We start from the raw sequence: 19,983 nt of genomic DNA, 5'->3' as shown, positions 1-19,983 counted from the left end.
AAAGTCCAGCGGTGAAGGAAATTAACGCGCCGCCGGCCGAAAAGGCGAGCTTCAAATCGTCTCGGGCTTTTTGGCCTTGTTCTGGCCAATCATCTTCCAGTTCTTGTAGAAGACGGAGTTGATGCGCTCGACGCTGACCGACACGACCGAAAGCATGGCGGCAATCAGGCGCGGCATCGGCGATGGGCGGATAATGTCCATGAAGACGCAATAGCGGCGCCCGTCATATTCGTTGACCGAGCGATGCAGCAGCGTGTCGTCGAAGATGAACATCGGGTTCTTGTGCCAATAGTTCTTGGCATTGCCGCACTCGACGAAAATCTCGGCATCGACGGGGATCAGATTATAAAGAATGCGAAGGCTGAGCCTCAGCGGCCCGAAATGCCAGGACGTCGATTCGCGCTTGCTGAACACCGAGACGGCAATGGTCTTGATGTATTTGAAATCCTTGTTGAACTCCTGCACATTGTCGATCTTGTGCTTGCCATACCATTGATAGACATACATGCCGCGTCGGCCTGCGCCGAAAGAGGCGTCTATATCAGCAATGATCTCGCTCTTGCGCGCTTTGAAAACATCAAGAACCTCATTGACCTCTCGCTGGTAGTCTGGCGGGAACTGTTCCAGCTTCCATACACCACGGTTGCGGTAACTCAGCAGATCGACAAGCAGGTTGAAGGGCGCCAGCAGCCATGTGAAAATACCATTGCCGGTAAAATACAAACTGAACAGGCGCGCATCCTTCTTGTCGTTGCGCATCACGTCGATGAAGCCGCAAACTAACCAGATGATAGTGATTATAGGAATAAAGTAGAATGCAATCGCCAGGATCGGGATTGCGATGACAAGTTTGCGAAAGTTTTTGCGTTGAGTCTTGGTCATTTTACCATGGCGCTCAGCACCACCCCATTCCATGGACCGAAGCTACCGGCGGGTATCCGGCCATTGCGCCTTGATAAGCCCATTTCGCCCCACGCACAACGGCGGGTACCTCTCCGCGCATCGGCCAAACTTTATAGGGGCTTTCAACTCGGGCGCTCTTTCCTCAGCTTCGCCCAGTAATCGAGCCGCTTCCTGATTTCACGCTCGAAACCACGTTCCGGCGGATCATAAAATGTCTGTCGACCCATCGCCTCGGGGAAGTAATCCTGCCCCGAAAAGGCATCCGGTTCGTCATGGTCGTAACGGTAGCCGGTGCCGTAGCTTTCCTGCTTCATCAGTTTGGTCGGCGCATTGAGAATATGCTTTGGCGGCAGCAATGAGCCATTTTCCTTAGCCGCGCGCATCGCCGCCTTGAAGGCCGTATAGACCCCATTCGATTTGGGCGCGGTGGCGAGATAGACACAAGCCTGTGCGAAGGCCAGTTCGCCTTCGGGCGAGCCGAGATAATCATAAGCATCCTTGGCGGCATTGGCGACCACCAGCGCCTGCGGATCGGCAAGGCCGATATCCTCCACCGCCATGCGCACCAGGCGGCGTCCGAGATAAAGCGGGTCTTCGCCAGCGTCGAACATGCGGGCAAGATAATAAAGGGCCGCGTTCGGATCCGAGCCGCGCACGGATTTGTGCAACGCCGAGATCAGATTGTAATGGCCGTCCTGGCCCTTGTCGTAGATTGGCGCACGGCGCTGCACGACCGTCTGCAAACCGTCCACGTCGAATGTCTCGCCAGATTTGGCCGCGCGCCACACCTCCTCGGCGAGCGTAAGCGCGGCCCGTCCGTCACCGTCGCTCATGCGGATCAGCGAGGCTCTTGCGTCGGCATCGAGCGGCAGCGCCCTGCCCTCCGCCTCTTCAGCCCGCGTCAATAATCTGGCGATGCTTTCCGGTTCGAGCGAATGGAACACCAGAACACGCGCGCGCGACAACACGGCGGCATTCAGTTCAAAGGATGGGTTTTCCGTCGTCGCCCCGACCAGAACGACAGTGCCATCCTCCATAACAGGGAGAAAACTGTCCTGCTGTGCGCGGTTGAAGCGATGGATCTCATCGACGAACAATAATGTCTGGCGGCCGGTGGAGCGACGCAAGCGCGCGGCCTCGAACACCTTTTTCAGATCGGCGACGCCGGAAAAGATCGCTGATATCTGCTCGAAAGCAAGGCTGGTCTCGCCGGCAAGCAGCCGCGCGACCGTGGTCTTTCCTGTACCCGGCGGACCCCAGAAGATCATAGAGCCGAGCGAACCGGAAGCGATCATGCGCGTCAACGCCCCGTCAGGCCCGGTCAGATGCTCCTGCCCGACCACCTCGCCGAGATTGCGTGGACGCAGGCGATCCGCCAGCGGTCGCCCCAATGCCGCCACTCCGGTATTCTGTTGCTCGTCGCTTTTGAACAAATCGGCCATGATAATGGCGTCCCTCCTTTTTGGAGGTCGCTCTTAATAGCGCAAAACCTGGCGCAACGTCTGCCCGCCGCGATCCACGGTAAAGCGCCACCAGCGCGTGTTCTGCTGGGAAGCCTGCGCCAGTTTGGTCGTGTCGTCGATGGTCAATCCGTTCACCTCGCGAATAATATCGCCGGGCTGAAAGCCGAAATCGCCAGCAGGCGAACCCCGATCCACGGCAACGACAACGACACCCTTCGTATCCATAGGCATGTTGAGCCGTTGAGCTAGCCGGGGCGACAATTCCGCAACCTTGGCACCGGCAAAGGGGCTGCGGCCACGCAGCACAATCTCGGTAGGCTTGGAGCCTGCCGGAGCGCGGTCGAGCGTCACCTCTACCTTGGCCTGCTTGCCTTTGCTCAAAATGCCCAGCGTGACCTTGCTGCCGATAGCCAGAGTGGCCATTCGATAGTCCAGCGCCTCCATGTTTTCCACCGTCGTGCCATTGAGCGAAAGCACCACGTCTCCTGGCTTCAGGCCCACCTTGGCCGCCGGGCTGTTCCCGGCAACCGACGAGATCAGCGCGCCGGTCGGCGCTTCCATACCGAGCGATTCGGCAATTTGCGGTGTGATCGCTGCAAATTCCGCGCCGATATAAGGGCGCTCGAAGAAATCGCGGCCGGCTTTCGCAGCCTCGACAAAGGCTCGCACCATATTGGATGGAATAGCGAAACCGATGCCGATGGAGCCGCCGCTGCGGCTGAAGATAGCGGTGTTGATGCCGACCAGTTGGCCGGCCATATTGATGAGCGCGCCGCCGGAATTGCCCGGATTGATCGCCGCGTCGGTCTGGATGAAAAAGCCGGAATCCGAGACACCGATATGGGTGCGCGCGAGCGCCGAGACGATGCCGCTGGTGGTGGTCTGGCCGACACCGAACGGGTTGCCGATGGCAAGGACCAGATCGCCCACTTCAAGCGCATCCGAATCGCCAATGGGCAGCACGGGGAACGGCTTGTCGGCGGAAATCTTCAAAACGGCAAGATCGAGCGACTCATCCTTGAGCAGGATCTTGCTAGTGAACTCGCGACCATCGGAGGTTGCGACCTTCACCTCATCGGCATCCTTGATGACATGGTAATTGGTAATGATGATGCCGCTCGGATCGACCAAAACACCGGAGCCGAGCGACGTTCGCGCGTGTGGGACCGAGCGGCCGAAGAACTGCTCGAAAAACGGATCGCCCTCGAATGGCGAGCGTACCTTGGCCGTCTGTGAGGCATAAACATTGACCACTGCCGGCGCCGTTTGCTTGACTAGAGGAGCAAAGGACAATTGCATTTCCTGACGGCCGAATGGCACCCGACGGTCCGGCCCGGAGGTGGCATTCTTGCCCTCGACACCATGCAGCAGATCCGTCAGAACATCGGAGAGGCCAGGCTCGTTGCTCTTCTCCTGCGCGCTGGCGGTCGAGATCGGCGGCGCGAACGCAAAAACAGTCAGCATGAAGGTCAGGACAAGTGACAGCGGGCTAACACGCATGCGCGAATCCTCCAAAGCGAAATCGGCGCCATTGTCACAACGATTGTGCAAAATGAAAGGCCGATGCGTGATTTAGCGCGTTTACCCATATTCGCAAGAAATGCCTCAACCGCGCGACCGGGGTATTCGATTTTTGAATAATGCCTATAGTCTCAATCTGCGGAAGCGCGCTGACTATCGCCGAGTTTTAACGCATCGCGGAACCGCACATGACGGAGCCGTTATAGATCCGTGACAATTCACGGTCCCATTCCGTGAAGACATCGGCTCCGCCAAAGAAAAAGGGGCCACGAAGGCCCCTTCCAAAAATCGATGAACCGATAGGTACTGCTTATGCCGCCTCGGCCTCGGCATTGCCTTCGGCCTCGATGCGGGCACGATCGCCCGCGCCCTTTGCGGAGGTGTCGCGATCGACGAACTCGATCACCGCCAGCGGGGCATTGTCACCCTTGCGGAACCCCGCCTTCATGATGCGCAGATAGCCGCCGTTGCGAGAGGCATAGCGCGGAGCAATAGTCTCGAATAGACGCTTCACGACGCTTTCATTGCCGATCTGGGCAATCACCTGGCGACGCGCATGCAGGTCCCCGCGCTTGCCGAGCGTAACCAGCTTTTCAACGATCGGACGCAAATCCTTCGCCTTGGGCAGTGTGGTGACGATCTGCTCATGCTCGATGAGCGAGACGGCGAGATTGGCGAACATCGCCTTGCGGTGGCTTACACTGCGGGCGAAGCGGCGGCCTTTGAAACCGTGGCGCATGGCTCTTTTCCTTCTTCAGTTATTCAAGAGGCCACGGCCTCTGATGGTTTTCCGCATGACCGTCGGGCCGAACGGCTTGCGCCGCCCGCCCTCGGAATTCATGCTCAATACTGGTCTTCGTAACGCTTGGCGAGATCTTCGATGTTCTCCGGCGGCCAGTCCTGCACTTCCATACCGAGGTGCAGGCCCATTGCGGCCAGAACTTCCTTGATCTCGTTCAGCGATTTGCGGCCGAAGTTCGGGGTGCGCAGCATCTCGGCTTCGGTTTTCTGGATCAGATCGCCGATATAGACGATGTTGTCATTCTTGAGGCAGTTGGCCGAACGCACTGAAAGCTCCAGTTCGTCCACCTTCTTGAGCAGCGCCGGGTTGAAGGCAAGCTCCGTAACCTGCTCTTCCGGCTGCGCCTTCTGCGGCTCTTCGAAGTTGACGAAGAGTGCGAGTTGATCCTGCAGGATGCGAGCGGCGAAAGCCACCGCGTCCTCGCCGGTCACCGACCCGTCGGTCTCGAGGGTCATCGACAGCTTGTCATAGTCGAGAACCTGGCCCTCGCGGGTGTTCTCTACCTTGTAGGAGACCTTCTTGACCGGCGAATAGAGCGAATCGACGGGGATCAGGCCGATCGGCGCGTCCTCGGCACGGTTGCGGTCGGCGGGAACGTAGCCCTTGCCGGTATCGACCGTGAACTCCATGCGGATCTCCGCACCCTCGTCCAGCGTGCAGATGACATGGTCGGGATTAAGGATCTCGACATCGCCGACGGTCTGGATGTCGCCAGCCAGAACCGCGCCCGGACCCTGCTTGCGCACGACCATGCGCTTGGGGCCATCGCCTTCCATCTTGATGGCGATTTCCTTGATGTTGAGGACGATGTCGGTCACGTCCTCGCGCACACCGGCAATCGAGGAGAATTCATGCAGAACACCGTCGATCTGCACCGCCGTCACGGCAGCACCGCGCAGCGACGACAGGAGCACGCGCCGCAGCGCATTGCCCAGCGTCAGGCCGAAGCCACGCTCAAGCGGCTCGGCGACCAGCGTGGTCAGCGTCTTGCCCTTCGACGAGAACTCGATCTTGTTCGGCTTGATGAGTTCCTGCCAGTTTTTCTGGATCATTTTGTCTTCCTTCCGTTGCCCCGCCACCATCCAATCGTGGCGGGCGACATGGAAAATTATCGGGAGCGCCTTCCGGCACTCCCGATAGTGGTTCGCTACGTGTTAGACGCGACGCTTCTTGCGCGGGCGGCAGCCATTGTGCGGGATCGGCGTGACATCACGGATCGAGGTGATGGTGAAGCCGGCAGCCTGCAACGCGCGCAACGCCGACTCTCGGCCGGAACCGGGACCGCAAACCTCAACTTCGAGCGTGCGCATACCATGTTCCTGCGCCTTCTTGGCGACATCTTCAGCCGCCATCTGCGCGGCGAATGGAGTGGACTTGCGCGAGCCCTTGAAACCCTGGGCACCAGCCGACGACCAGGCAATCGCATTGCCCTGTGCATCGGAAATGGTGATCATCGTGTTGTTGAAGGACGAATTGACGTGGGCAACGCCCGACGAGATGTTCTTGCGTTCGCGACGGCGGACGCGGGTGGCTTCCTTGGCCATGGTCTTCCTTTCAGTCGATCTCTACGCCGCCGTAATGCCAGCGGCTACACCTTCGGGAGGCAGTCAGGATTCGGCAATAGGCAATCGATTGGCCCGACTGCCTATTGCAGACTGCCGCCAATTACTTCTTCTTGCCCTGAATCGCCTTAGCCGGGCCCTTGCGGGTACGCGCATTGGTATGCGTGCGCTGGCCGCGAACCGGCAGGCTGCGGCGATGACGCAGGCCGCGGTAGCAACCAAGGTCCATCAGCCGCTTGATGTTCATTGAAACCTCGCGACGCAGGTCGCCTTCGACCTGATAGTCGCGGTCAATGGTTTCGCGGATCGCCAGCACCTCGGCGTCGGTCAACTGATTGACGCGGCGCTCGGCAGGAATGCCGACCTTGGTGACGATTTCCTGGGCGAACTTCGATCCGATGCCGTGAATATACTGAAGCGCAATGACCACGCGCTTGTTGGTCGGAATGTTTACACCGGCTATACGAGCCATCTTCTCTTCTCCATCTGGGCCGGTGAGCGTAAGCTCTTACGGCGCTTTACGTTGCCCGCGTCCGGTGGAGGCCGGCCCTTGCGGGAATTCCTTGCTGCAAGCGATCACCCCACCCCTGTCGGGCGGGCAGGTGATACATCTGTCAGGAAGACGGGCCGCCTTACTCCGGAAGTACGGCCGTGTCAATATATAACGCAGAAAGAGCCGACGCCGTTCAGGCGCTGACCGCTTCCGCAACGAGTTTTTCGATCTCGCCCGTAACCGAATCCATATCGGCCATGCCGTCCACGGTGCGCAACTCGCCAGTCCCGGCATAGTAGCGGGAAAGCGGTGCAGTCTTCTCGCGATATTCAGCGAGCCGTTTCTTGAAGGATTCAGGATTATCGTCCGCCCTCACCTGCCCGCCAGCTGCGAGTGTATCGGCGACACGCTTTTCCATGCGCTTGACCAGCGCCGATTCATCGACCTTCAATTCGATCACGGCATCGAGTTCGAGGCCCTTGCTTGCGAGAATGTTGGTCAGCGCCTCAGCCTGCGGCACGGTACGAGGAAAGCCATCGAGAATAAAGCCCTTCGCCGCGTCAGGTTCGACGATACGATCGGAAACGATCTGGTTGACGATCTCGTCCGAAACCAGTCCGCCCGCGTCCATGATCGCCTTGGCCTGCTTGCCGACATTGGTGCCAGCCTTGACCGCCGCACGCAGCATATCACCGGTTGAAAGCTGCGGAATGCCGTGGCGCTCAACCAGGCGCTGCGCCTGCGTCCCTTTGCCCGCGCCGGGCGGTCCAAGCAATATCAGCCTCATCTGCTTCTTTTACCTCCGCGCAACTTCGACTTCTTGATCAGACCCTCATACTGGTGCGCGATCAGATGCCCCTGAATCTGCGCCACCGTATCAAGCGTAACACTGACAACAATCAGAAGCGAAGTACCACCAAGGTAGAAAGGCACGCCGGTAGCCGTAATCAGAAACTCGGGCAGCAGACAGACCGCAACTAGGTAGACGGCACCGACGACGGTGATGCGCGTCAACACATAATCAATATAGTCCGCCGTCCGCTCACCCGGACGGTAGCCCGGAATGAAGCCGGAATGCTTCTTGAGTTGGTCGGCCGTCTCCTTCGGGTTAAAGACAATCGCCGTGTAGAAGAAGGTGAAGAAGGCGATCATCGCTCCGTAGAAAATCAGATAGAGCGGCTGGCCGTGCCCAAGCGAAGCCAGCACCGAACTCATCCAACCCGGCAGGTTCGTGGTGTTGGAGAATCCCGCAATGGTTGCCGGCAAAAGCAGCAGCGACGATGCGAAAATTGGAGGAATGACGCCCGACGTGTTGAGCTTCAGCGGCAGGTGCGATGTGTCGCCCTGGAACATCCGATTGCCTACCTGACGTTTCGGATACTGGATCAGAAGCCTGCGCTGCGCGCGCTCAAAGAACACAATCAGCGCAATCACAACAATTGCCAGAACCATGATGCCCAAGATTACGCCCGTCGAGAGCGCACCGGTGCGACCAAGTTCCAGAGTGCCTGAAATTGCGCGCGGCATACCGGCGACAATACCCGCCATGATAATCAGCGAAATGCCATTGCCGATACCACGAGCCGTTATCTGCTCACCCAACCACATAAGGAACATCGTGCCGCCAACCAGGGTGATGACAGTCGACACCTGGAAGAAAATGCCCGGATTGTTGACGATGCCGTTGCCACTCTCAAGTCCGATAGAGATCCCGTAAGCCTGAACCAGCGCCAAAAGCACCGTACCGTAGCGCGTGTACTGATTGATGATCTTGCGGCCCTGCTCACCTTCCTTCTTCAACGCTTCCAGCGAAGGGACAACCGAAGTCATCAACTGCATGATGATGGAGGCGGAAATGTAAGGCATAATGCCCAGCGCAAAGATCGCCATACGCTCGACCGCGCCGCCGGCGAACACGTTGAACATGCCCAGGACGCCGCCGCTCTGCGACTTGAAAGCCTGCGCAAAGGCATCGGGATTCAAACCGGGGATCGGGATATAGGTGCCAAGGCGATAGACAAGGAGAGCGCCGAGAGTGAACCAGATACGCTTCTTGAGATCCGTGGCCTTGGCGAAGGTCGCGAAATTGAGATTGGATGCAAGTTGTTCTGCAGCCGAAGCCATACACTATCTCCGCAAGAGCGAGATGACGCGGGAGGCCCGCTTCGGGCAGCGCGATTCACCGAAGCCCGAAATAGGCTCGGAGCGCCCAAGATGCAAGCGGCCGCGTCGCCGCGGCCACTTCAATACCAGCCTTATTCGGCGGTTTCTTTCTGCGGCAACTTCACCGAGCCGCCGGCTTTCTCGATCTTCTCAAGGGCAGCCTTAGAGGCGCCCGCCACGTCGAAGGAAAGCTTTGCCTTGAGATCACCATCGGAAAGAATGCGCACACCGTCCTTGGCGCGCCGCACGACACCGGCCTTGACCAATGCCTCAACCGTCACGGTTTCCTTGGCATCGAGCTTGCCGGCATCAATCGCAACCTGGATGCGAGCGAGCGAAACGGCGTTGAAGCTCTTGGCAAAGATGTTTTTGAAGCCGCGCTTCGGCAGGCGACGATAGAGCGGCATCTGGCCACCCTCGAAGCCATTGATCGCCACGCCGGAACGCGACGACTGGCCCTTGACACCACGACCGCCGGTCTTGCCGGAGCCTGAGCCGATGCCACGGCCGACGCGCTTGCGCGTGTGCGTCGCACCGTCAATGTCACGCAGATCGTTGAGTTTCATCGTAATTCTCCTCAGCGCCGGCTCAACCCTCGTCCACGACGCGGACGAGATGGGAAACCGTGGCGATCATGCCTCGCACGGAAGGCGTATCCTCAAGCGTGCGCTGCTTGTGCATCTTGTTGAGGCCGAGACCGACCAGCGTCGCGCGCTGCTCCTTCGGCCGGCGGATCGGCGAACCGATCTGCTCAACGGTGATGGTCTTTGTTGCTTTGTTGGCCATGGTCGAAATCCCTGGACAGACCGACTATTCTTCGGACGCTGCGGCGGTGCCGCGGCGAGCCTGAAGCGTCGAATACTTGATGCCGCGGGCAGCAGCCACATCCTTGGGATGCATCTGATGCTTCAGCGCGTCGAAGGTGGCGCGAACCATGTTGTAGGGGTTGGAAGACCCCATCGACTTGGCGACCACGTCATGCATGCCGAGCGTCTCGAAGACGGCGCGCATCGGGCCACCCGCGATGATACCGGTACCAACCTTGGCGGAACGCAGAAGAACGCGACCAGCACCCCAGCGGCCTTCGACGTCGTGGTGCAGAGTCCGGCCGGAACGCAGCGGCACGAAGATCATGTCACGCTTGGCGGATTCGGTTGCCTTGCGGATCGCCTCCGGCACTTCGCGTGCCTTGCCGTGACCGAAGCCGACGCGGCCCTTCTGGTCGCCGACGACGACGAGTGCTGCAAAACCAAAGCGACGGCCACCCTTGACTACCTTGGCGACACGATTGATGTGAACGAGCTTGTCGACAATGCCGTCATCGCGCTCTTCGCGATCGCGGCCACGACCGCCATCCCTACGTTCCTGTGCCATATCCTGTTCCTTATTCTTTTCCGGAAGCACGGTTACTAAAATACCGCGTCCCCAAAGGGAGGCGGCGACGAAATCAGAAGTTCAGGCCACCCTCGCGGGCAGCTTCGGCCAGGGCCTTGACCCGCCCGTGATAGATGTAGGCACCACGATCGAAAACCACGTCCTTGATGCCGGCCTTGGTTGCCCGTTCCGCAACCAGCTTACCGACGGCGGCGGCGGCGGCTGAGTCCGCGCCAGTCTTCTTGCCAGCCTTGAAATCCTTCTCGAGCGTCGAAGCGGCGGCGAGCGTACGGCCGTTTGTGTCGTCGATCACCTGAACATAAATGTTCTTCGACGTGCGGTGCACCGACAGACGTGGGCGACCGTTCGCCACTGCCTTGATCTGGCGGCGGATGCGCTGAGCGCGGCGTTGCGTGGATTCCTTGGAAGCCATTTTGTCAATTCCCTGCCTTGTAAAACGGGGGTTGTCCTATGCGGTAGGTTAAAATGCCTCCCGCGACCGCACCCCGTGGCGTTTAGTTTCGAGGCCGCCCCTACTCCGGGGTCGCCGTCGTACTTACTTCTTCTTGCCTTCCTTGCGCACGATGCGCTCGCCGGCATAGCGCACGCCCTTGCCTTTGTAGGGCTCCGGCGGGCGGTATTCACGGATCTCGGCGGCAACCTGACCGACCTGCTGTTTGTCCAGCCCGGCAACCGTGATTTCGGTTGGCTTGCCAACGCTAATCGTGATTCCTTCGGGTGCCTGATAGACGACATCGTGACTGAAGCCTAGTGCAAGCTGCAAATTCTTGCCCTGCATGGCGGCGCGATAGCCAACGCCGGTGATTTCAAGCTTCTTTTCAAAGCCTTCCTTGACACCGGTCAAGATGTTGACGACCTGCGTACGCGACATACCCCATTTCGAGCGGGCGTCCTTCGACTGGTCGCGCGGCGTGACAGAAATCTCGCCATTCTCCATCCTGACCAGCACCTCGTCGTTGACGACGAATTTCAGCTCGCCCTTAGGTCCCTTGGCCGTCACGGTCTGGCCATCGACTGTCGCAGTTACGCCCTGCGGAACCGCGACGGGCTTCTTTCCAATACGAGACATGTCGTTGTCCTCGTTCCTGTTCCTGTATTGCGCTTACCCGATCAGAAAACCTGGCAGAGCACTTCTCCGCCAACGTTCTGTTCGCGGGCTTCATGGTCGGCCATCACGCCCTTCGGCGTCGAGATGATGGCAATGCCGAGACCGTTGGCAACTTGCGGAATCGACTTCGCCGACACATAGACGCGGCGGCCCGGCTTGGAAACGCGGGCAATCTCGCGCACCACCGGGGTGCCATCGAAGTACTTCAACTCGATCTCGATTTCAGACTTGCCGTTGTCGAAGTCGGTCTGGCTGTAGTCGCGGATATAGCCTTCCGACTTCAAGACGTCGAGAACGCGAGCGCGCAGACGCGAGGCCGGCGTGGAGACCGAGGTCTTCTTCCGGCCATAGGCGTTGCGGATGCGGGTCAGCATATCGCCGAGAGGATCACTCAATGACATGTTCGTGTCTCCTTACCAGCTCGACTTGACCAGACCGGGGATCTGGCCGTTGTTGCCGAGATCACGCAGCGCGATACGCGAGAGCTTGAGCTTGCGATAGAAGGCGCGCGGACGGCCGGTAACTTCGCAGCGGTTGCGGATGCGGCTCTTGGCCGAATTGCGCGGCAATGCAGAAAGCTTCAACTGCGCGCGAAAACGCTCATCCATCGGCTTGGACTGGTCCATGACGATGTCCTTCAGAGCCTTGCGCTTCGCAGCAAACTGATCGACGAGCTTACGGCGCCGGTTATTCTTCTCAACTGAGCTGGTCTTTGCCATTTCAGATTTTCCTTTTCTCGCTGCCGTTACTGGCGGAAGGGGAAGTTGAAGGCCTTGAGCAGCGCTCGCGCCTCGTCGTCCGTCTTCGCAGTCGTACAAACGATGATGTCCATGCCCCACATCTGATCAACCTTGTCGTAGTTGATCTCGGGGAACACGATGTGCTCCTTCAGGCCCATGGCGTAATTGCCACGGCCATCGAAGCTCTTCGGATTGAGGCCGCGGAAGTCGCGGACGCGCGGCAGAGCAATGTTCACGAGACGATCGAGGAACTCATACATGCGCTCCTGGCGCAGCGTGACCTTGGTGCCGATCGGCATATCTTCACGCACCTTGAAGCCGGCGATCGACTTGCGGGCACGGGTGATGACCGCCTTCTGTCCGGCGATGAGCGCGAGGTCCTCGGCGGCAACAGACGGCTTCTTCGAATCCGCCGTCGCTTCGCCAACACCCATGTTCAGCACAATCTTGTCGAGACGCGGAATCTGCATCACGTTTTCGTACTTGAACTGCTCCTGCAGCGCCTGCCGGATGGTCTCGTTATAGACCTTCTTCAGGCGCGGCGTGTTCTTGGCTTCCGCCTGTGCTGCCTTAGCCATTGATCGTATCTCCCGAGCGCTTGGCGAAGCGCACCTTTTTGCCGTCCTTCTCGAATTTGAAACCGACGCGGGTCGGCTTGCCATCCTTGGGGTCGGCAATCGCAATGTTCGACAGGTGGATCGGCGCTTCCTTGGTGATGATGCCGCCTTCCTGGGCCTGCGACTGTTTCTGGTGGCGGCGGATAAGGTTTACGCCACGGACCAGCGCGGTGTCTTCCTTCGGTTGCACCGAAAGCACTTCACCGGTGCGGCCCTTGTCCTTGCCGGCCAGGACGACAACCTTGTCGCCTTTACGGATCTTTTGCATTGTTCCGGCTCCTTACAGCACTTCGGGCGCAAGCGAGATGATCTTCATATGGTTCTTGGCGCGAAGCTCGCGCGGAACCGGCCCGAAGATACGTGTGCCCACCGGCTCTTTCTTGTTATCGACGAGAACGGCTGCGTTCTTGTCGAAACGGATCACGCTGCCGTCGGGGCGGCGGATGTCCTTGGCGGTACGCACCACCACGGCCTTCATCACGTCACCCTTCTTCACGCGGCCGCGCGGAATAGCTTCCTTGATCGACACCACGATGATGTCACCAACGGAAGCGTATTTCCGCTTCGAGCCGCCCAGCACCTTGATGCACATGACACGACGGGCGCCGGAATTATCCGCGACGTCGAGGTTTGTTTGCATCTGAATCATGACTGGCCGCCTTCTTCTTTTCTAACGGGATGGGCAAATGCCCGCCCCCGGTCTGTCCAAAATTCGCTCGTTACGCCTGGCCGGAGGAGACAACGACCCAGCGCTTATCCTTGGAAATCGGAGCCGATTCCTGAATAGACACCTGATCACCGACCTTATGGGTGTTGTTCTCGTCGTGCGCCTTGTACTTCTTCGACATACGCACGACCTTCTTCATCATCGGATGCGTGAAGCGGCGCTCGACTTTGACGACAACAGTCTTGTCGTTCTTGTCGCTGACGACGGTACCCTGCAGAATACGTTTTGGCATGGTTCTCGTCCTTATGCCTTCTTGGCCGCTTTTTCAGCGGCTATGGTCTTGATGCGCGCCACGTCCCTGCGGACCTGCTTGACGCGCGCCGTCTTCTCAAGCTGACCGGTGGCCTTCTGGAAGCGCAGGTTGAACTGCTCCTTCTTCAAGGCCGCCAAATCGTCGGCGAGCTGATCCTGCGTCTTGGTGCGGATGTCTTCGGCTTTCATCTTCGGCGTCCTTATTCAGCGATGCGCTGCACGAAACGTGTGCGCACCGACAGCTTTGCAGCGCCGAGACGCAGCGCTTCACGCGCGATCTCCTCGGAGACGCCATCGATCTCAAACATCACGCGGCCCGGCTTGACGCGCGCGGCCCAGTAATCGATCGCGCCCTTACCCTTGCCCATGCGGACTTCGGTCGGCTTCGATGTCACCGGAAGATCCGGGAAAATACGGATCCACACGCGGCCCTGACGTTTCATCTCACGCGTAATCGCGCGGCGCGCCGCTTCGATTTCACGCGCGGTGACACGGTTCGGCTCCAGCGCCTTCAGCCCGAAGCCGCCGAAATCCAGGTTGGTACCGCCTTTGGCAGCGCCATGGATACGGCCCTTGAACTGCTTGCGGAACTTTGTGCGCTTTGGCTGCAGCATCTTACTTGCTCCAAATTCTCATTTTCTCAGCGTGATCTTGTCCGAAAACCGGTATCCACTTTTCGGGATCGCGCATATTGCTCAGGCGTTTTCGCGACGGCGGCTGCCACTGCGTTCACCCGAATGATCGCCCTCGGTCGCACGGCGCTCGGAAGCCATGGGGTCATGCTCAAGAATTTCACCCTTGAACACCCAGACCTTGACGCCGCAAATACCATAGGCGGTGTGCGCTTCAGCAGTACCGTAATCCACGTCGGCACGCAGCGTATGCAGCGGCACGCGACCTTCACGATACCATTCCATACGCGCAATTTCGGCACCGCCGAGACGGCCGCCGCAGTTGATGCGGATACCTTCCGCACCCAGGCGCATGGCCGACTGCACGGCACGCTTCATGGCGCGGCGGAAAGCGATGCGGCGCTCTAGCTGCTGGGCAATCGACTGAGCGACCAGCGTGGCGTCGATCTCCGGCTTGCGAACCTCGACGATATTGAGGTGCGTTTCCGACTTGGTCATCTCGGTCAGCTTCTTGCGAAGCTTCTCGATGTCGGCGCCCTTCTTGCCGATAATCAGGCCGGGACGCGCGGCATGGATGGTGACGCGGCACTTCTTGTGCGGGCGCTCGATGACGATTTTCGAAATCGCCGCCTGCTTGAGTTCCTTTTCAAGATACTCACGGATCTTCAGGTCTTCGTGCAGCAGCTTGCCATACTCGCCGGTATTCGCGAACCAGCGCGAATCCCAAGTGCGGTTGATGCCGAGGCGCAGACCGATCGGATTGATTTTCTGGCCCATCAGGCGGCCTCCACTTTCTCTTCGACTTCCCGCACCACGATGGTCAGATGCGAAAACGGCTTCTCGATGCGGCTCGCGCGGCCACGGCCACGAGCATGGAAGCGCTTCATGACGATCGACTTGCCGACATAGGCTTCAGCGACAACCAAGGCATCGACATCGAGGTCGTGATTGTTTTCAGCGTTGGCAATCGCCGACTCCAACGTCTTCTTGACGGTGTCGGAAATGCGCTTGCGCGAAAATTCAAGATCGTTCAGCGCTGCCGCGACCTTCTTGCCGCGGATCAACGCAGCAACGAGATTAAGCTTCTGAGGGCTGACACGAATGGTGCGCAACACGGCACGCGCCTCGTTGTCAGCAAGCCTGCGCGGAGCTTTGGCCTTGCCCATGATTATTTCCTCTTCGCCTTCTTATCCGCACCATGGCCATAATAGGTCCGGGTCGGAGCGAACTCACCGAACTTGTGACCGACCATGTCCTCATTCACCGAAACGGGAACGTGCTTCTGGCCGTTATAGACGCCGAAGGTGAGGCCGACGAACTGCGGCAGGATGGTGGAGCGGCGGCTCCACATCTTGATCACCTCATTACGACCGCCTTCACGAACCTTGTCCACCTTCTTCAGAAGGTAGCCGTCAATGAAGGGGCCTTTCCAAACCGAACGAGTCACTTGGCCTTACCTCTTCTTAGCTCTTGCGCTGATGACGCGAGCGCAGGATAAATTTGTCGGTCGCCTTGTTGGACCGCGTCTTCTTGCCCTTGGTCGGCTTGCCCCACGGCGTCACAGGATGACGACCGCCCGAGGTACGGCCCTCGCCACCGCCATGCGGGTGATCGACCGGGTTCATGACCACACCCCGATTGTGCGGACGCTTGCCACGCCAGCGGGTCCGGCCGGCCTTGCCATCATTGATGTTGCCGTGATCGGGATTCGATACGGCGCCGACCGTGGCAAAGCAAGAACCATGCACGACGCGCTGCTCGCCGGAATTCAACCGCAGGATCGCCATGCCCTGATCGCGACCGACGAGCTGGGCATAAGCCCCGGCAGACCTGGCAACCTGACCGCCCTTACCGGGCTTCAATTCGATATTATGAACGATGGTGCCGACCGGCATGGCCGACAGCGGCATCGCATTGCCCGGTTTCACGTCCGCGGTTTCACCGGCGATGACCCTGTCGCCAGCGGCGAGACGCTGCGGCGCCAGGATATAATTCAGTTCGCCGTCCTCATACTTCACCAGCGCGATGAAGGCGGTGCGATTCGGATCGTACTCCAGCCGTTCAACGGTACCGACGACATCCAGCTTACGACGCTTGAAATCGATGATACGATAGGTTCGCTTGTGGCCGCCGCCGATAAAACGAGCCGTGATGCGGCCGTAATTGTTGCGGCCGCCCGATTTGGTCAGACCTTCGGTCAACCCCTTGACGGGCTTGCCCTTGTAGAGCGCTGAACGCTCGACGACGACCAGCTGCCTGGTGCCCGGCGTGATCGGATTATAGTGTTTAAGAGCCATTTTCCTGTCCTCGCCGCCTTGTTACAGGCCCGTCGCGACGTCGATAGACTGGCCGTCGACCAGCGTCACGATCGCCTTCTTGACATTGCCCTGGCGCCCAATGGTGCCGCGGAACCGCTTCACCTTGCCCTTGCGGACCAAGGTATTGACCGCGGTTACCTTGACACTGAACAGCGCTTCCACCGCAGCCTTGATCTCCGGCTTCGTCGCCGTCTTGGCAACGTTGAAGACCACTTGGTTCTGCTCCGACGCCATGGTCGATTTTTCAGTGATCGCCGGCGAGACGATCACATCGTAATGACGCAGGTCTGTCATTTGAAGCGCTCCTCGAGAGCCTCGACGGCGGCCTTTGAAAGGACCAGCGTGCCGCGGCGCAAAATGTCGTAGACGTTGATACCCTGAATGGGCAGCACGTCGATGTTCGGGATGTTCGTGGCCGCTCGCTTGAAGTTCACATCGAGCTCAGAGCCGCCGATCACCAAAGCGTTCGACAAGCCAAGTGCGGTGAAATTCGCAATCAGAGCCTTGGTCTTGGCATCGGCCAGTTTCAGATCGTCGACAACGATCAGATTTTCAGTCTTGGCCTTCGCGGACAAAGCCAGCTTCAGGCCAAGCGCCCGGACCTTCTTCGGAAGATCATGCTCATGCGAGCGAGCGACCGGGCCATGAGCCTTGCCACCGCCACGAAACTGAGGAGCGCGGGCCGAGTGATGGCGAGCGCGACCGGTGCCCTTCTGCTTGTACATCTTGGCGCCGGTGCGAGCGATGTCAGCGCGCCCCTTCGCCTGATGCGTGCCCTGCTGCTTCTTGGCAAGCTGCCAGCGCACGACGCGCTGCAGGATGTCTTCGCGCGGATCAAGGCCGAAAATCTCCTCGGAGAGTTTCACCTTGCCGGCATCAGCGCCCGCGAGGGTGGTGATCTTGAGATCCATTATTCTGCTCCCTCGTTGGCCGAGGCCTCATTCTTCACGCCATCGCCAGCCTTGCGGATCGCCGCCGGCTTGGGTGCGTTTTCCGGCAAGGCGACCTTGGCGGCGTCGCGCACCAGGATCCAGGCGCCCTTTGAGCCGGGGACGGCGCCACGGATCAGGATCAAGCCGCGATCGGCATCCGTCGAAACCACTTCGACGTTCTGCGTGGTCACGCGGGTAGAGCCCATATGACCGGCCATCTTCTTTCCCTTGAACACTTTACCAGGATCCTGGCGCTGACCAGTCGAGCCATGCGAACGGTGCGACACCGAGTTGCCGTGGCTGGCACGACCGCCACCCATGTTGTGGCGCTTCATAACGCCCTGGAAGCCTTTGCCTGACGACGTGCCGGTAACATCGACCTTCTGGCCAATGACAAAATGCTCCGCCGTAATCTCGGCACCGACATCAATCATGTTGTCCACGGAGACCCGGAACTCGGCGATCTTCGTCTTCGGCTCAACGGAAGCGGTGGCGAAATGTCCGCGCATGGCCTTGGACGTGTTCTTCACCTTGGCGAGACCGACGCCGAGTTGAACAGCGGTGTAGCCGTTCTTCTCCTGCGTACGCTGCGCCACGACCTGGCAGCTCTCCATCTGGAGGACCGTGACGGGAACATGCTCGCCTGCATCGTTATAGATGCGGGTCATCCCCACCTTCTTTGCAATCACACCTGAACGCATCGGTTCAATTCCCTTAGAGTTCCTGTCGGGGCTCTCGCCCCTCCACGCCTCTGTTTCAGAGGAGCCTTTGGACCATTGTCCGCTGGCTCATGGCTCAGCTCCTAGAGCTTGATCTCAACGTCGACGCCAGCGGCCAGATCGAGCTTCATCAGCGCATCAACCGTCTGCGGAGTCGGATCGACAATGTCGAGAAGGCGCTTGTGAGTGCGCATCTCGAACTGCTCGCGACTCTTCTTGTCAACGTGAGGCGAGCGGTTGACCGTGAACTTTTCGATCCGCGTCGGCAGTGGGATCGGGCCACGGACGTTGGCACCCGTGCGCTTGGCCGTCGACACGATCTCGCGCGTCGAAGCGTCGAGCACACGATGATCGAACGCTTTCAAGCGGATGCGGATATTCTGACCGTTCATCTCGTCATTCCTTGTTCTGGCGCGGCGCGGGCGTTACCCCGCCCGCGACAGATCTCGTGTTCTTATTCTTACTCAACGATTGCGGCGACGATGCCGGCGCCGACGGTGCGGCCGCCTTCGCGGATGGCGAAGCGCAGGCGCTCCTCCATGGCGATCGGCACGATCAGTTCGACGTCAACCGTGATGTTGTCGCCCGGCATCACCATCTCCGTGCCCGCAGGAAGCGTGACGATGCCCGTCACATCCGTCGTGCGGAAGTAGAACTGCGGACGATAATTGGTGAAGAACGGTGTGTGACGGCCACCCTCCTCCTTCGTCAGAATGTACGCCTCGGCCTTGAACTTCTTGTGCGGCTTGACCGAGCCCGGCTTGGCCAATACCTGGCCGCGCTCCACGCCCTCACGATCGACACCGCGCAACAGCGCGCCGATATTGTCGCCAGCCTGACCCTGGTCAAGCAGCTTGCGGAACATCTCAACGCCCGTGCAGGTCGTCTTCGACGTCGGACGGATGCCGACGATCTCAAGCTCTTCGCCAACCTTGACCACGCCGCGCTCAACGCGACCCGTCACAACCGTGCCGCGGCCCGAAATCGAGAACACATCCTCGATCGGCATCAAAAACGGCTTGTCGATCGGACGCTCCGGCGTCGGAATGTACTCATCCACAGCCGCCATCAGTTCGCGAACCGCATCCTCGCCAAGCTTCTTGTCCGAATCCTCCAGCGCCGCAAGCGCCGAACCCTTGATGATCGGCGTGTCGTCACCCGGAAACTCGTACTTCGACAGAAGTTCGCGAACTTCCAGTTCCACCAGTTCCAGAAGCTCAGGGTCGTCAACCTGATCGCACTTGTTCAAAAACACCACAATCGCCGGAACGCCAACCTGACGGGCAAGCAGAATGTGCTCGCGCGTCTGCGGCATCGGACCGTCAGCCGCAGAAACAACCAGGATCGCGCCGTCCATCTGCGCCGCACCCGTGATCATGTTCTTCACATAGTCGGCATGGCCAGGGCAATCGACATGCGCATAGTGACGGTTCGGCGTCTCATACTCCACATGCGATGTCGAAATCGTGATGCCACGCGCCTTCTCTTCAGGCGCCGCGTCAATCTGGTCATACGCCTTGAAGTCACCAAAATACTTCGTAATCGCCGCCGTCAATGACGTCTTGCCATGGTCAACGTGACCAATCGTGCCAATGTTCACATGAGGCTTATTGCGCTCGAATTTACCTTTTGCCAT

31 protein-coding genes are annotated in these 19,983 nt (G+C 59.3%); all 31 read right to left on the bottom strand.

Annotated features, from left to right (window positions below; genetic code table 11):
• Positions 1–51: 51 nt before the first annotated feature.
• The 31 genes from BFN67_RS09030 to tuf all read right to left on the bottom strand — a co-directional run bounded on the left by BFN67_RS09030 (position 52) and on the right by tuf (position 19,983).
• Entirely contained in the window at positions 52–882 is an 831-nt protein-coding gene (locus BFN67_RS09030) for an aspartyl/asparaginyl beta-hydroxylase domain-containing protein (protein ID WP_080919302.1), read from the bottom strand.
• Positions 883–1,025: 143 nt separating this feature from the next.
• On the bottom strand, positions 1,026–2,345 hold the full coding sequence (locus BFN67_RS09025; protein WP_080919301.1) for a replication-associated recombination protein A: 1,320 nt from the start codon (positions 2,343–2,345) through the stop codon (positions 1,026–1,028).
• A gap of 33 nt (positions 2,346–2,378) precedes the next feature.
• Complete coding sequence (locus tag BFN67_RS09020) at positions 2,379–3,866, bottom strand: DegQ family serine endoprotease (protein WP_080919501.1); 1,488 nt, start codon at positions 3,864–3,866, stop codon at positions 2,379–2,381.
• Positions 3,867–4,197: 331 nt separating this feature from the next.
• Positions 4,198–4,626, bottom strand: coding sequence for a 50S ribosomal protein L17 (rplQ, locus tag BFN67_RS09015; protein WP_080919300.1), 429 nt, complete (start codon positions 4,624–4,626; stop codon positions 4,198–4,200).
• Between the two features lie 104 nt (positions 4,627–4,730).
• Entirely contained in the window at positions 4,731–5,741 is a 1,011-nt protein-coding gene (locus BFN67_RS09010; RefSeq protein ID WP_080919500.1) for a DNA-directed RNA polymerase subunit alpha, read from the bottom strand.
• A gap of 102 nt (positions 5,742–5,843) precedes the next feature.
• Positions 5,844–6,233, bottom strand: coding sequence for a 30S ribosomal protein S11 (gene rpsK, locus BFN67_RS09005; protein WP_080919299.1), 390 nt, complete (start codon positions 6,231–6,233; stop codon positions 5,844–5,846).
• Positions 6,234–6,354: 121 nt separating this feature from the next.
• Entirely contained in the window at positions 6,355–6,723 is a 369-nt protein-coding gene (gene rpsM / locus BFN67_RS09000) for a 30S ribosomal protein S13 (protein ID WP_080919298.1), read from the bottom strand.
• A gap of 214 nt (positions 6,724–6,937) precedes the next feature.
• Entirely contained in the window at positions 6,938–7,531 is a 594-nt protein-coding gene (locus tag BFN67_RS08995) for an adenylate kinase (RefSeq protein ID WP_080919297.1), read from the bottom strand.
• Positions 7,528–8,868 carry a preprotein translocase subunit SecY gene (gene secY / locus BFN67_RS08990; RefSeq protein ID WP_080919296.1) on the bottom strand — a complete coding sequence of 447 codons (1,341 nt, stop codon included), beginning with the start codon at positions 8,866–8,868 and terminating at the stop codon, positions 7,528–7,530. The genes BFN67_RS08995 and secY overlap by 4 nt, the downstream gene beginning before the upstream one ends.
• A 131-nt stretch (positions 8,869–8,999) precedes the next feature.
• Positions 9,000–9,473 (bottom strand): 50S ribosomal protein L15, encoded by a 474-nt coding sequence (rplO, locus tag BFN67_RS08985; RefSeq protein WP_080919295.1) that lies wholly within the window; start codon positions 9,471–9,473, stop codon positions 9,000–9,002.
• 22 nt (positions 9,474–9,495) lie between these two features.
• Entirely contained in the window at positions 9,496–9,693 is a 198-nt protein-coding gene (rpmD, locus tag BFN67_RS08980; protein WP_080919294.1) for a 50S ribosomal protein L30, read from the bottom strand.
• A gap of 24 nt (positions 9,694–9,717) precedes the next feature.
• The gene (rpsE, locus tag BFN67_RS08975) at positions 9,718–10,281 is read right to left on the bottom strand and encodes a 30S ribosomal protein S5 (protein ID WP_080919499.1); all 564 of its coding nucleotides are present in this window, start codon (positions 10,279–10,281) and stop codon (positions 9,718–9,720) included.
• A gap of 73 nt (positions 10,282–10,354) precedes the next feature.
• The gene (rplR, locus tag BFN67_RS08970) at positions 10,355–10,714 is read right to left on the bottom strand and encodes a 50S ribosomal protein L18 (protein WP_080919293.1); all 360 of its coding nucleotides are present in this window, start codon (positions 10,712–10,714) and stop codon (positions 10,355–10,357) included.
• A gap of 123 nt (positions 10,715–10,837) precedes the next feature.
• Positions 10,838–11,371, bottom strand: a complete 534-nt coding sequence (gene rplF, locus BFN67_RS08965) for a 50S ribosomal protein L6 (RefSeq protein WP_080919292.1) — start codon at positions 11,369–11,371, stop codon at positions 10,838–10,840.
• A gap of 41 nt (positions 11,372–11,412) precedes the next feature.
• A complete protein-coding gene (gene rpsH / locus BFN67_RS08960; RefSeq protein ID WP_080919291.1) occupies positions 11,413–11,811 on the bottom strand; it encodes a 30S ribosomal protein S8 in 399 nt (132 codons plus the stop codon).
• A gap of 12 nt (positions 11,812–11,823) precedes the next feature.
• Positions 11,824–12,129, bottom strand: coding sequence for a 30S ribosomal protein S14 (gene rpsN / locus BFN67_RS08955; protein WP_080919290.1), 306 nt, complete (start codon positions 12,127–12,129; stop codon positions 11,824–11,826).
• A 26-nt stretch (positions 12,130–12,155) separates the two neighbouring features.
• Positions 12,156–12,728, bottom strand: a complete 573-nt coding sequence (gene rplE / locus BFN67_RS08950; protein ID WP_080919289.1) for a 50S ribosomal protein L5 — start codon at positions 12,726–12,728, stop codon at positions 12,156–12,158.
• The gene (rplX, locus tag BFN67_RS08945; protein WP_080919288.1) at positions 12,721–13,035 is read right to left on the bottom strand and encodes a 50S ribosomal protein L24; all 315 of its coding nucleotides are present in this window, start codon (positions 13,033–13,035) and stop codon (positions 12,721–12,723) included. Before rplX ends, rplE begins: the two co-directional genes overlap by 8 nt.
• 12 nt (positions 13,036–13,047) lie before the next feature.
• Positions 13,048–13,416, bottom strand: coding sequence for a 50S ribosomal protein L14 (rplN, locus tag BFN67_RS08940; RefSeq protein ID WP_024924768.1), 369 nt, complete (start codon positions 13,414–13,416; stop codon positions 13,048–13,050).
• Between the two features lie 70 nt (positions 13,417–13,486).
• Positions 13,487–13,726, bottom strand: coding sequence for a 30S ribosomal protein S17 (rpsQ, locus tag BFN67_RS08935; RefSeq protein ID WP_080919287.1), 240 nt, complete (start codon positions 13,724–13,726; stop codon positions 13,487–13,489).
• 11 nt (positions 13,727–13,737) lie between these two features.
• On the bottom strand, positions 13,738–13,935 hold the full coding sequence (gene rpmC, locus BFN67_RS08930) for a 50S ribosomal protein L29 (protein ID WP_080919286.1): 198 nt from the start codon (positions 13,933–13,935) through the stop codon (positions 13,738–13,740).
• An 11-nt stretch (positions 13,936–13,946) separates the two neighbouring features.
• A complete protein-coding gene (gene rplP / locus BFN67_RS08925; RefSeq protein WP_080919285.1) occupies positions 13,947–14,360 on the bottom strand; it encodes a 50S ribosomal protein L16 in 414 nt (137 codons plus the stop codon).
• 81 nt (positions 14,361–14,441) lie between these two features.
• Positions 14,442–15,155 carry a 30S ribosomal protein S3 gene (gene rpsC / locus BFN67_RS08920; RefSeq protein WP_080919284.1) on the bottom strand — a complete coding sequence of 238 codons (714 nt, stop codon included), beginning with the start codon at positions 15,153–15,155 and terminating at the stop codon, positions 14,442–14,444.
• Complete coding sequence (gene rplV / locus BFN67_RS08915) at positions 15,155–15,544, bottom strand: 50S ribosomal protein L22 (protein WP_080919283.1); 390 nt, start codon at positions 15,542–15,544, stop codon at positions 15,155–15,157. Before rplV ends, rpsC begins: the two co-directional genes overlap by 1 nt.
• Positions 15,545–15,546: 2 nt before the next feature.
• The gene (gene rpsS, locus BFN67_RS08910; protein ID WP_080919282.1) at positions 15,547–15,825 is read right to left on the bottom strand and encodes a 30S ribosomal protein S19; all 279 of its coding nucleotides are present in this window, start codon (positions 15,823–15,825) and stop codon (positions 15,547–15,549) included.
• Between the two features lie 16 nt (positions 15,826–15,841).
• A complete protein-coding gene (gene rplB, locus BFN67_RS08905) occupies positions 15,842–16,675 on the bottom strand; it encodes a 50S ribosomal protein L2 (RefSeq protein WP_080919281.1) in 834 nt (277 codons plus the stop codon).
• A 21-nt stretch (positions 16,676–16,696) separates the two neighbouring features.
• The gene (locus BFN67_RS08900; protein WP_080919280.1) at positions 16,697–16,990 is read right to left on the bottom strand and encodes a 50S ribosomal protein L23; all 294 of its coding nucleotides are present in this window, start codon (positions 16,988–16,990) and stop codon (positions 16,697–16,699) included.
• Positions 16,987–17,607 carry a 50S ribosomal protein L4 gene (rplD, locus tag BFN67_RS08895; protein WP_080919279.1) on the bottom strand — a complete coding sequence of 207 codons (621 nt, stop codon included), beginning with the start codon at positions 17,605–17,607 and terminating at the stop codon, positions 16,987–16,989. Before rplD ends, BFN67_RS08900 begins: the two co-directional genes overlap by 4 nt.
• Positions 17,607–18,329, bottom strand: a complete 723-nt coding sequence (rplC, locus tag BFN67_RS08890; protein WP_080919278.1) for a 50S ribosomal protein L3 — start codon at positions 18,327–18,329, stop codon at positions 17,607–17,609. The genes rplD and rplC overlap by 1 nt, the downstream gene beginning before the upstream one ends.
• Positions 18,330–18,430: 101 nt before the next feature.
• Positions 18,431–18,739, bottom strand: a complete 309-nt coding sequence (gene rpsJ, locus BFN67_RS08885) for a 30S ribosomal protein S10 (protein WP_006205468.1) — start codon at positions 18,737–18,739, stop codon at positions 18,431–18,433.
• A 68-nt stretch (positions 18,740–18,807) separates the two neighbouring features.
• Positions 18,808–19,983, bottom strand: a complete 1,176-nt coding sequence (gene tuf, locus BFN67_RS08880; RefSeq protein WP_080918571.1) for an elongation factor Tu — start codon at positions 19,981–19,983, stop codon at positions 18,808–18,810.

Origin of the sequence: Manganibacter manganicus (assembly GCF_002075885.1) — a bacterium.
Classification (GTDB): domain Bacteria; phylum Pseudomonadota; class Alphaproteobacteria; order Rhizobiales; family Rhizobiaceae; genus Mesorhizobium; species Mesorhizobium manganicum.
The sequence above is the reverse complement of the archived record's forward strand: the minus strand, read 5'-3'. Positions and strand labels throughout refer to the sequence as shown.

Bases quoted from the DNA above. Each gene is read 5' to 3' on its own strand.
- BFN67_RS09030 (WP_080919302.1), bottom strand. From the start codon at position 882: ATGACCAAGACTCAACGCAAAAACTTTCGCAAACTTGTCATCGCAATC.
- BFN67_RS09025 (WP_080919301.1), bottom strand. From the start codon at position 2,345: ATGGCCGATTTGTTCAAAAGCGACGAGCAACAGAATACCGGAGTGGCG.
- BFN67_RS09020 (WP_080919501.1), bottom strand. From the start codon at position 3,866: ATGCGTGTTAGCCCGCTGTCACTTGTCCTGACCTTCATGCTGACTGTT.
- rplQ (WP_080919300.1), bottom strand. From the start codon at position 4,626: ATGCGCCACGGTTTCAAAGGCCGCCGCTTCGCCCGCAGTGTAAGCCAC.
- BFN67_RS09010 (WP_080919500.1), bottom strand. From the start codon at position 5,741: ATGATCCAGAAAAACTGGCAGGAACTCATCAAGCCGAACAAGATCGAG.
- rpsK (WP_080919299.1), bottom strand. From the start codon at position 6,233: ATGGCCAAGGAAGCCACCCGCGTCCGCCGTCGCGAACGCAAGAACATC.
- rpsM (WP_080919298.1), bottom strand. From the start codon at position 6,723: ATGGCTCGTATAGCCGGTGTAAACATTCCGACCAACAAGCGCGTGGTC.
- BFN67_RS08995 (WP_080919297.1), bottom strand. From the start codon at position 7,531: ATGAGGCTGATATTGCTTGGACCGCCCGGCGCGGGCAAAGGGACGCAG.
- secY (WP_080919296.1), bottom strand. From the start codon at position 8,868: ATGGCTTCGGCTGCAGAACAACTTGCATCCAATCTCAATTTCGCGACC.
- rplO (WP_080919295.1), bottom strand. From the start codon at position 9,473: ATGAAACTCAACGATCTGCGTGACATTGACGGTGCGACGCACACGCGC.
- rpmD (WP_080919294.1), bottom strand. From the start codon at position 9,693: ATGGCCAACAAAGCAACAAAGACCATCACCGTTGAGCAGATCGGTTCG.
- rpsE (WP_080919499.1), bottom strand. From the start codon at position 10,281: ATGGCACAGGAACGTAGGGATGGCGGTCGTGGCCGCGATCGCGAAGAG.
- rplR (WP_080919293.1), bottom strand. From the start codon at position 10,714: ATGGCTTCCAAGGAATCCACGCAACGCCGCGCTCAGCGCATCCGCCGC.
- rplF (WP_080919292.1), bottom strand. From the start codon at position 11,371: ATGTCTCGTATTGGAAAGAAGCCCGTCGCGGTTCCGCAGGGCGTAACT.
- rpsH (WP_080919291.1), bottom strand. From the start codon at position 11,811: ATGTCATTGAGTGATCCTCTCGGCGATATGCTGACCCGCATCCGCAAC.
- rpsN (WP_080919290.1), bottom strand. From the start codon at position 12,129: ATGGCAAAGACCAGCTCAGTTGAGAAGAATAACCGGCGCCGTAAGCTC.
- rplE (WP_080919289.1), bottom strand. From the start codon at position 12,728: ATGGCTAAGGCAGCACAGGCGGAAGCCAAGAACACGCCGCGCCTGAAG.
- rplX (WP_080919288.1), bottom strand. From the start codon at position 13,035: ATGCAAAAGATCCGTAAAGGCGACAAGGTTGTCGTCCTGGCCGGCAAG.
- rplN (WP_024924768.1), bottom strand. From the start codon at position 13,416: ATGATTCAGATGCAAACAAACCTCGACGTCGCGGATAATTCCGGCGCC.
- rpsQ (WP_080919287.1), bottom strand. From the start codon at position 13,726: ATGCCAAAACGTATTCTGCAGGGTACCGTCGTCAGCGACAAGAACGAC.
- rpmC (WP_080919286.1), bottom strand. From the start codon at position 13,935: ATGAAAGCCGAAGACATCCGCACCAAGACGCAGGATCAGCTCGCCGAC.
- rplP (WP_080919285.1), bottom strand. From the start codon at position 14,360: ATGCTGCAGCCAAAGCGCACAAAGTTCCGCAAGCAGTTCAAGGGCCGT.
- rpsC (WP_080919284.1), bottom strand. From the start codon at position 15,155: ATGGGCCAGAAAATCAATCCGATCGGTCTGCGCCTCGGCATCAACCGC.
- rplV (WP_080919283.1), bottom strand. From the start codon at position 15,544: ATGGGCAAGGCCAAAGCTCCGCGCAGGCTTGCTGACAACGAGGCGCGT.
- rplB (WP_080919281.1), bottom strand. From the start codon at position 16,675: ATGGCTCTTAAACACTATAATCCGATCACGCCGGGCACCAGGCAGCTG.
- BFN67_RS08900 (WP_080919280.1), bottom strand. From the start codon at position 16,990: ATGACAGACCTGCGTCATTACGATGTGATCGTCTCGCCGGCGATCACT.
- rplD (WP_080919279.1), bottom strand. From the start codon at position 17,607: ATGGATCTCAAGATCACCACCCTCGCGGGCGCTGATGCCGGCAAGGTG.
- rplC (WP_080919278.1), bottom strand. From the start codon at position 18,329: ATGCGTTCAGGTGTGATTGCAAAGAAGGTGGGGATGACCCGCATCTAT.
- rpsJ (WP_006205468.1), bottom strand. From the start codon at position 18,739: ATGAACGGTCAGAATATCCGCATCCGCTTGAAAGCGTTCGATCATCGT.
- tuf (WP_080918571.1), bottom strand. From the start codon at position 19,983: ATGGCAAAAGGTAAATTCGAGCGCAATAAGCCTCATGTGAACATTGGC.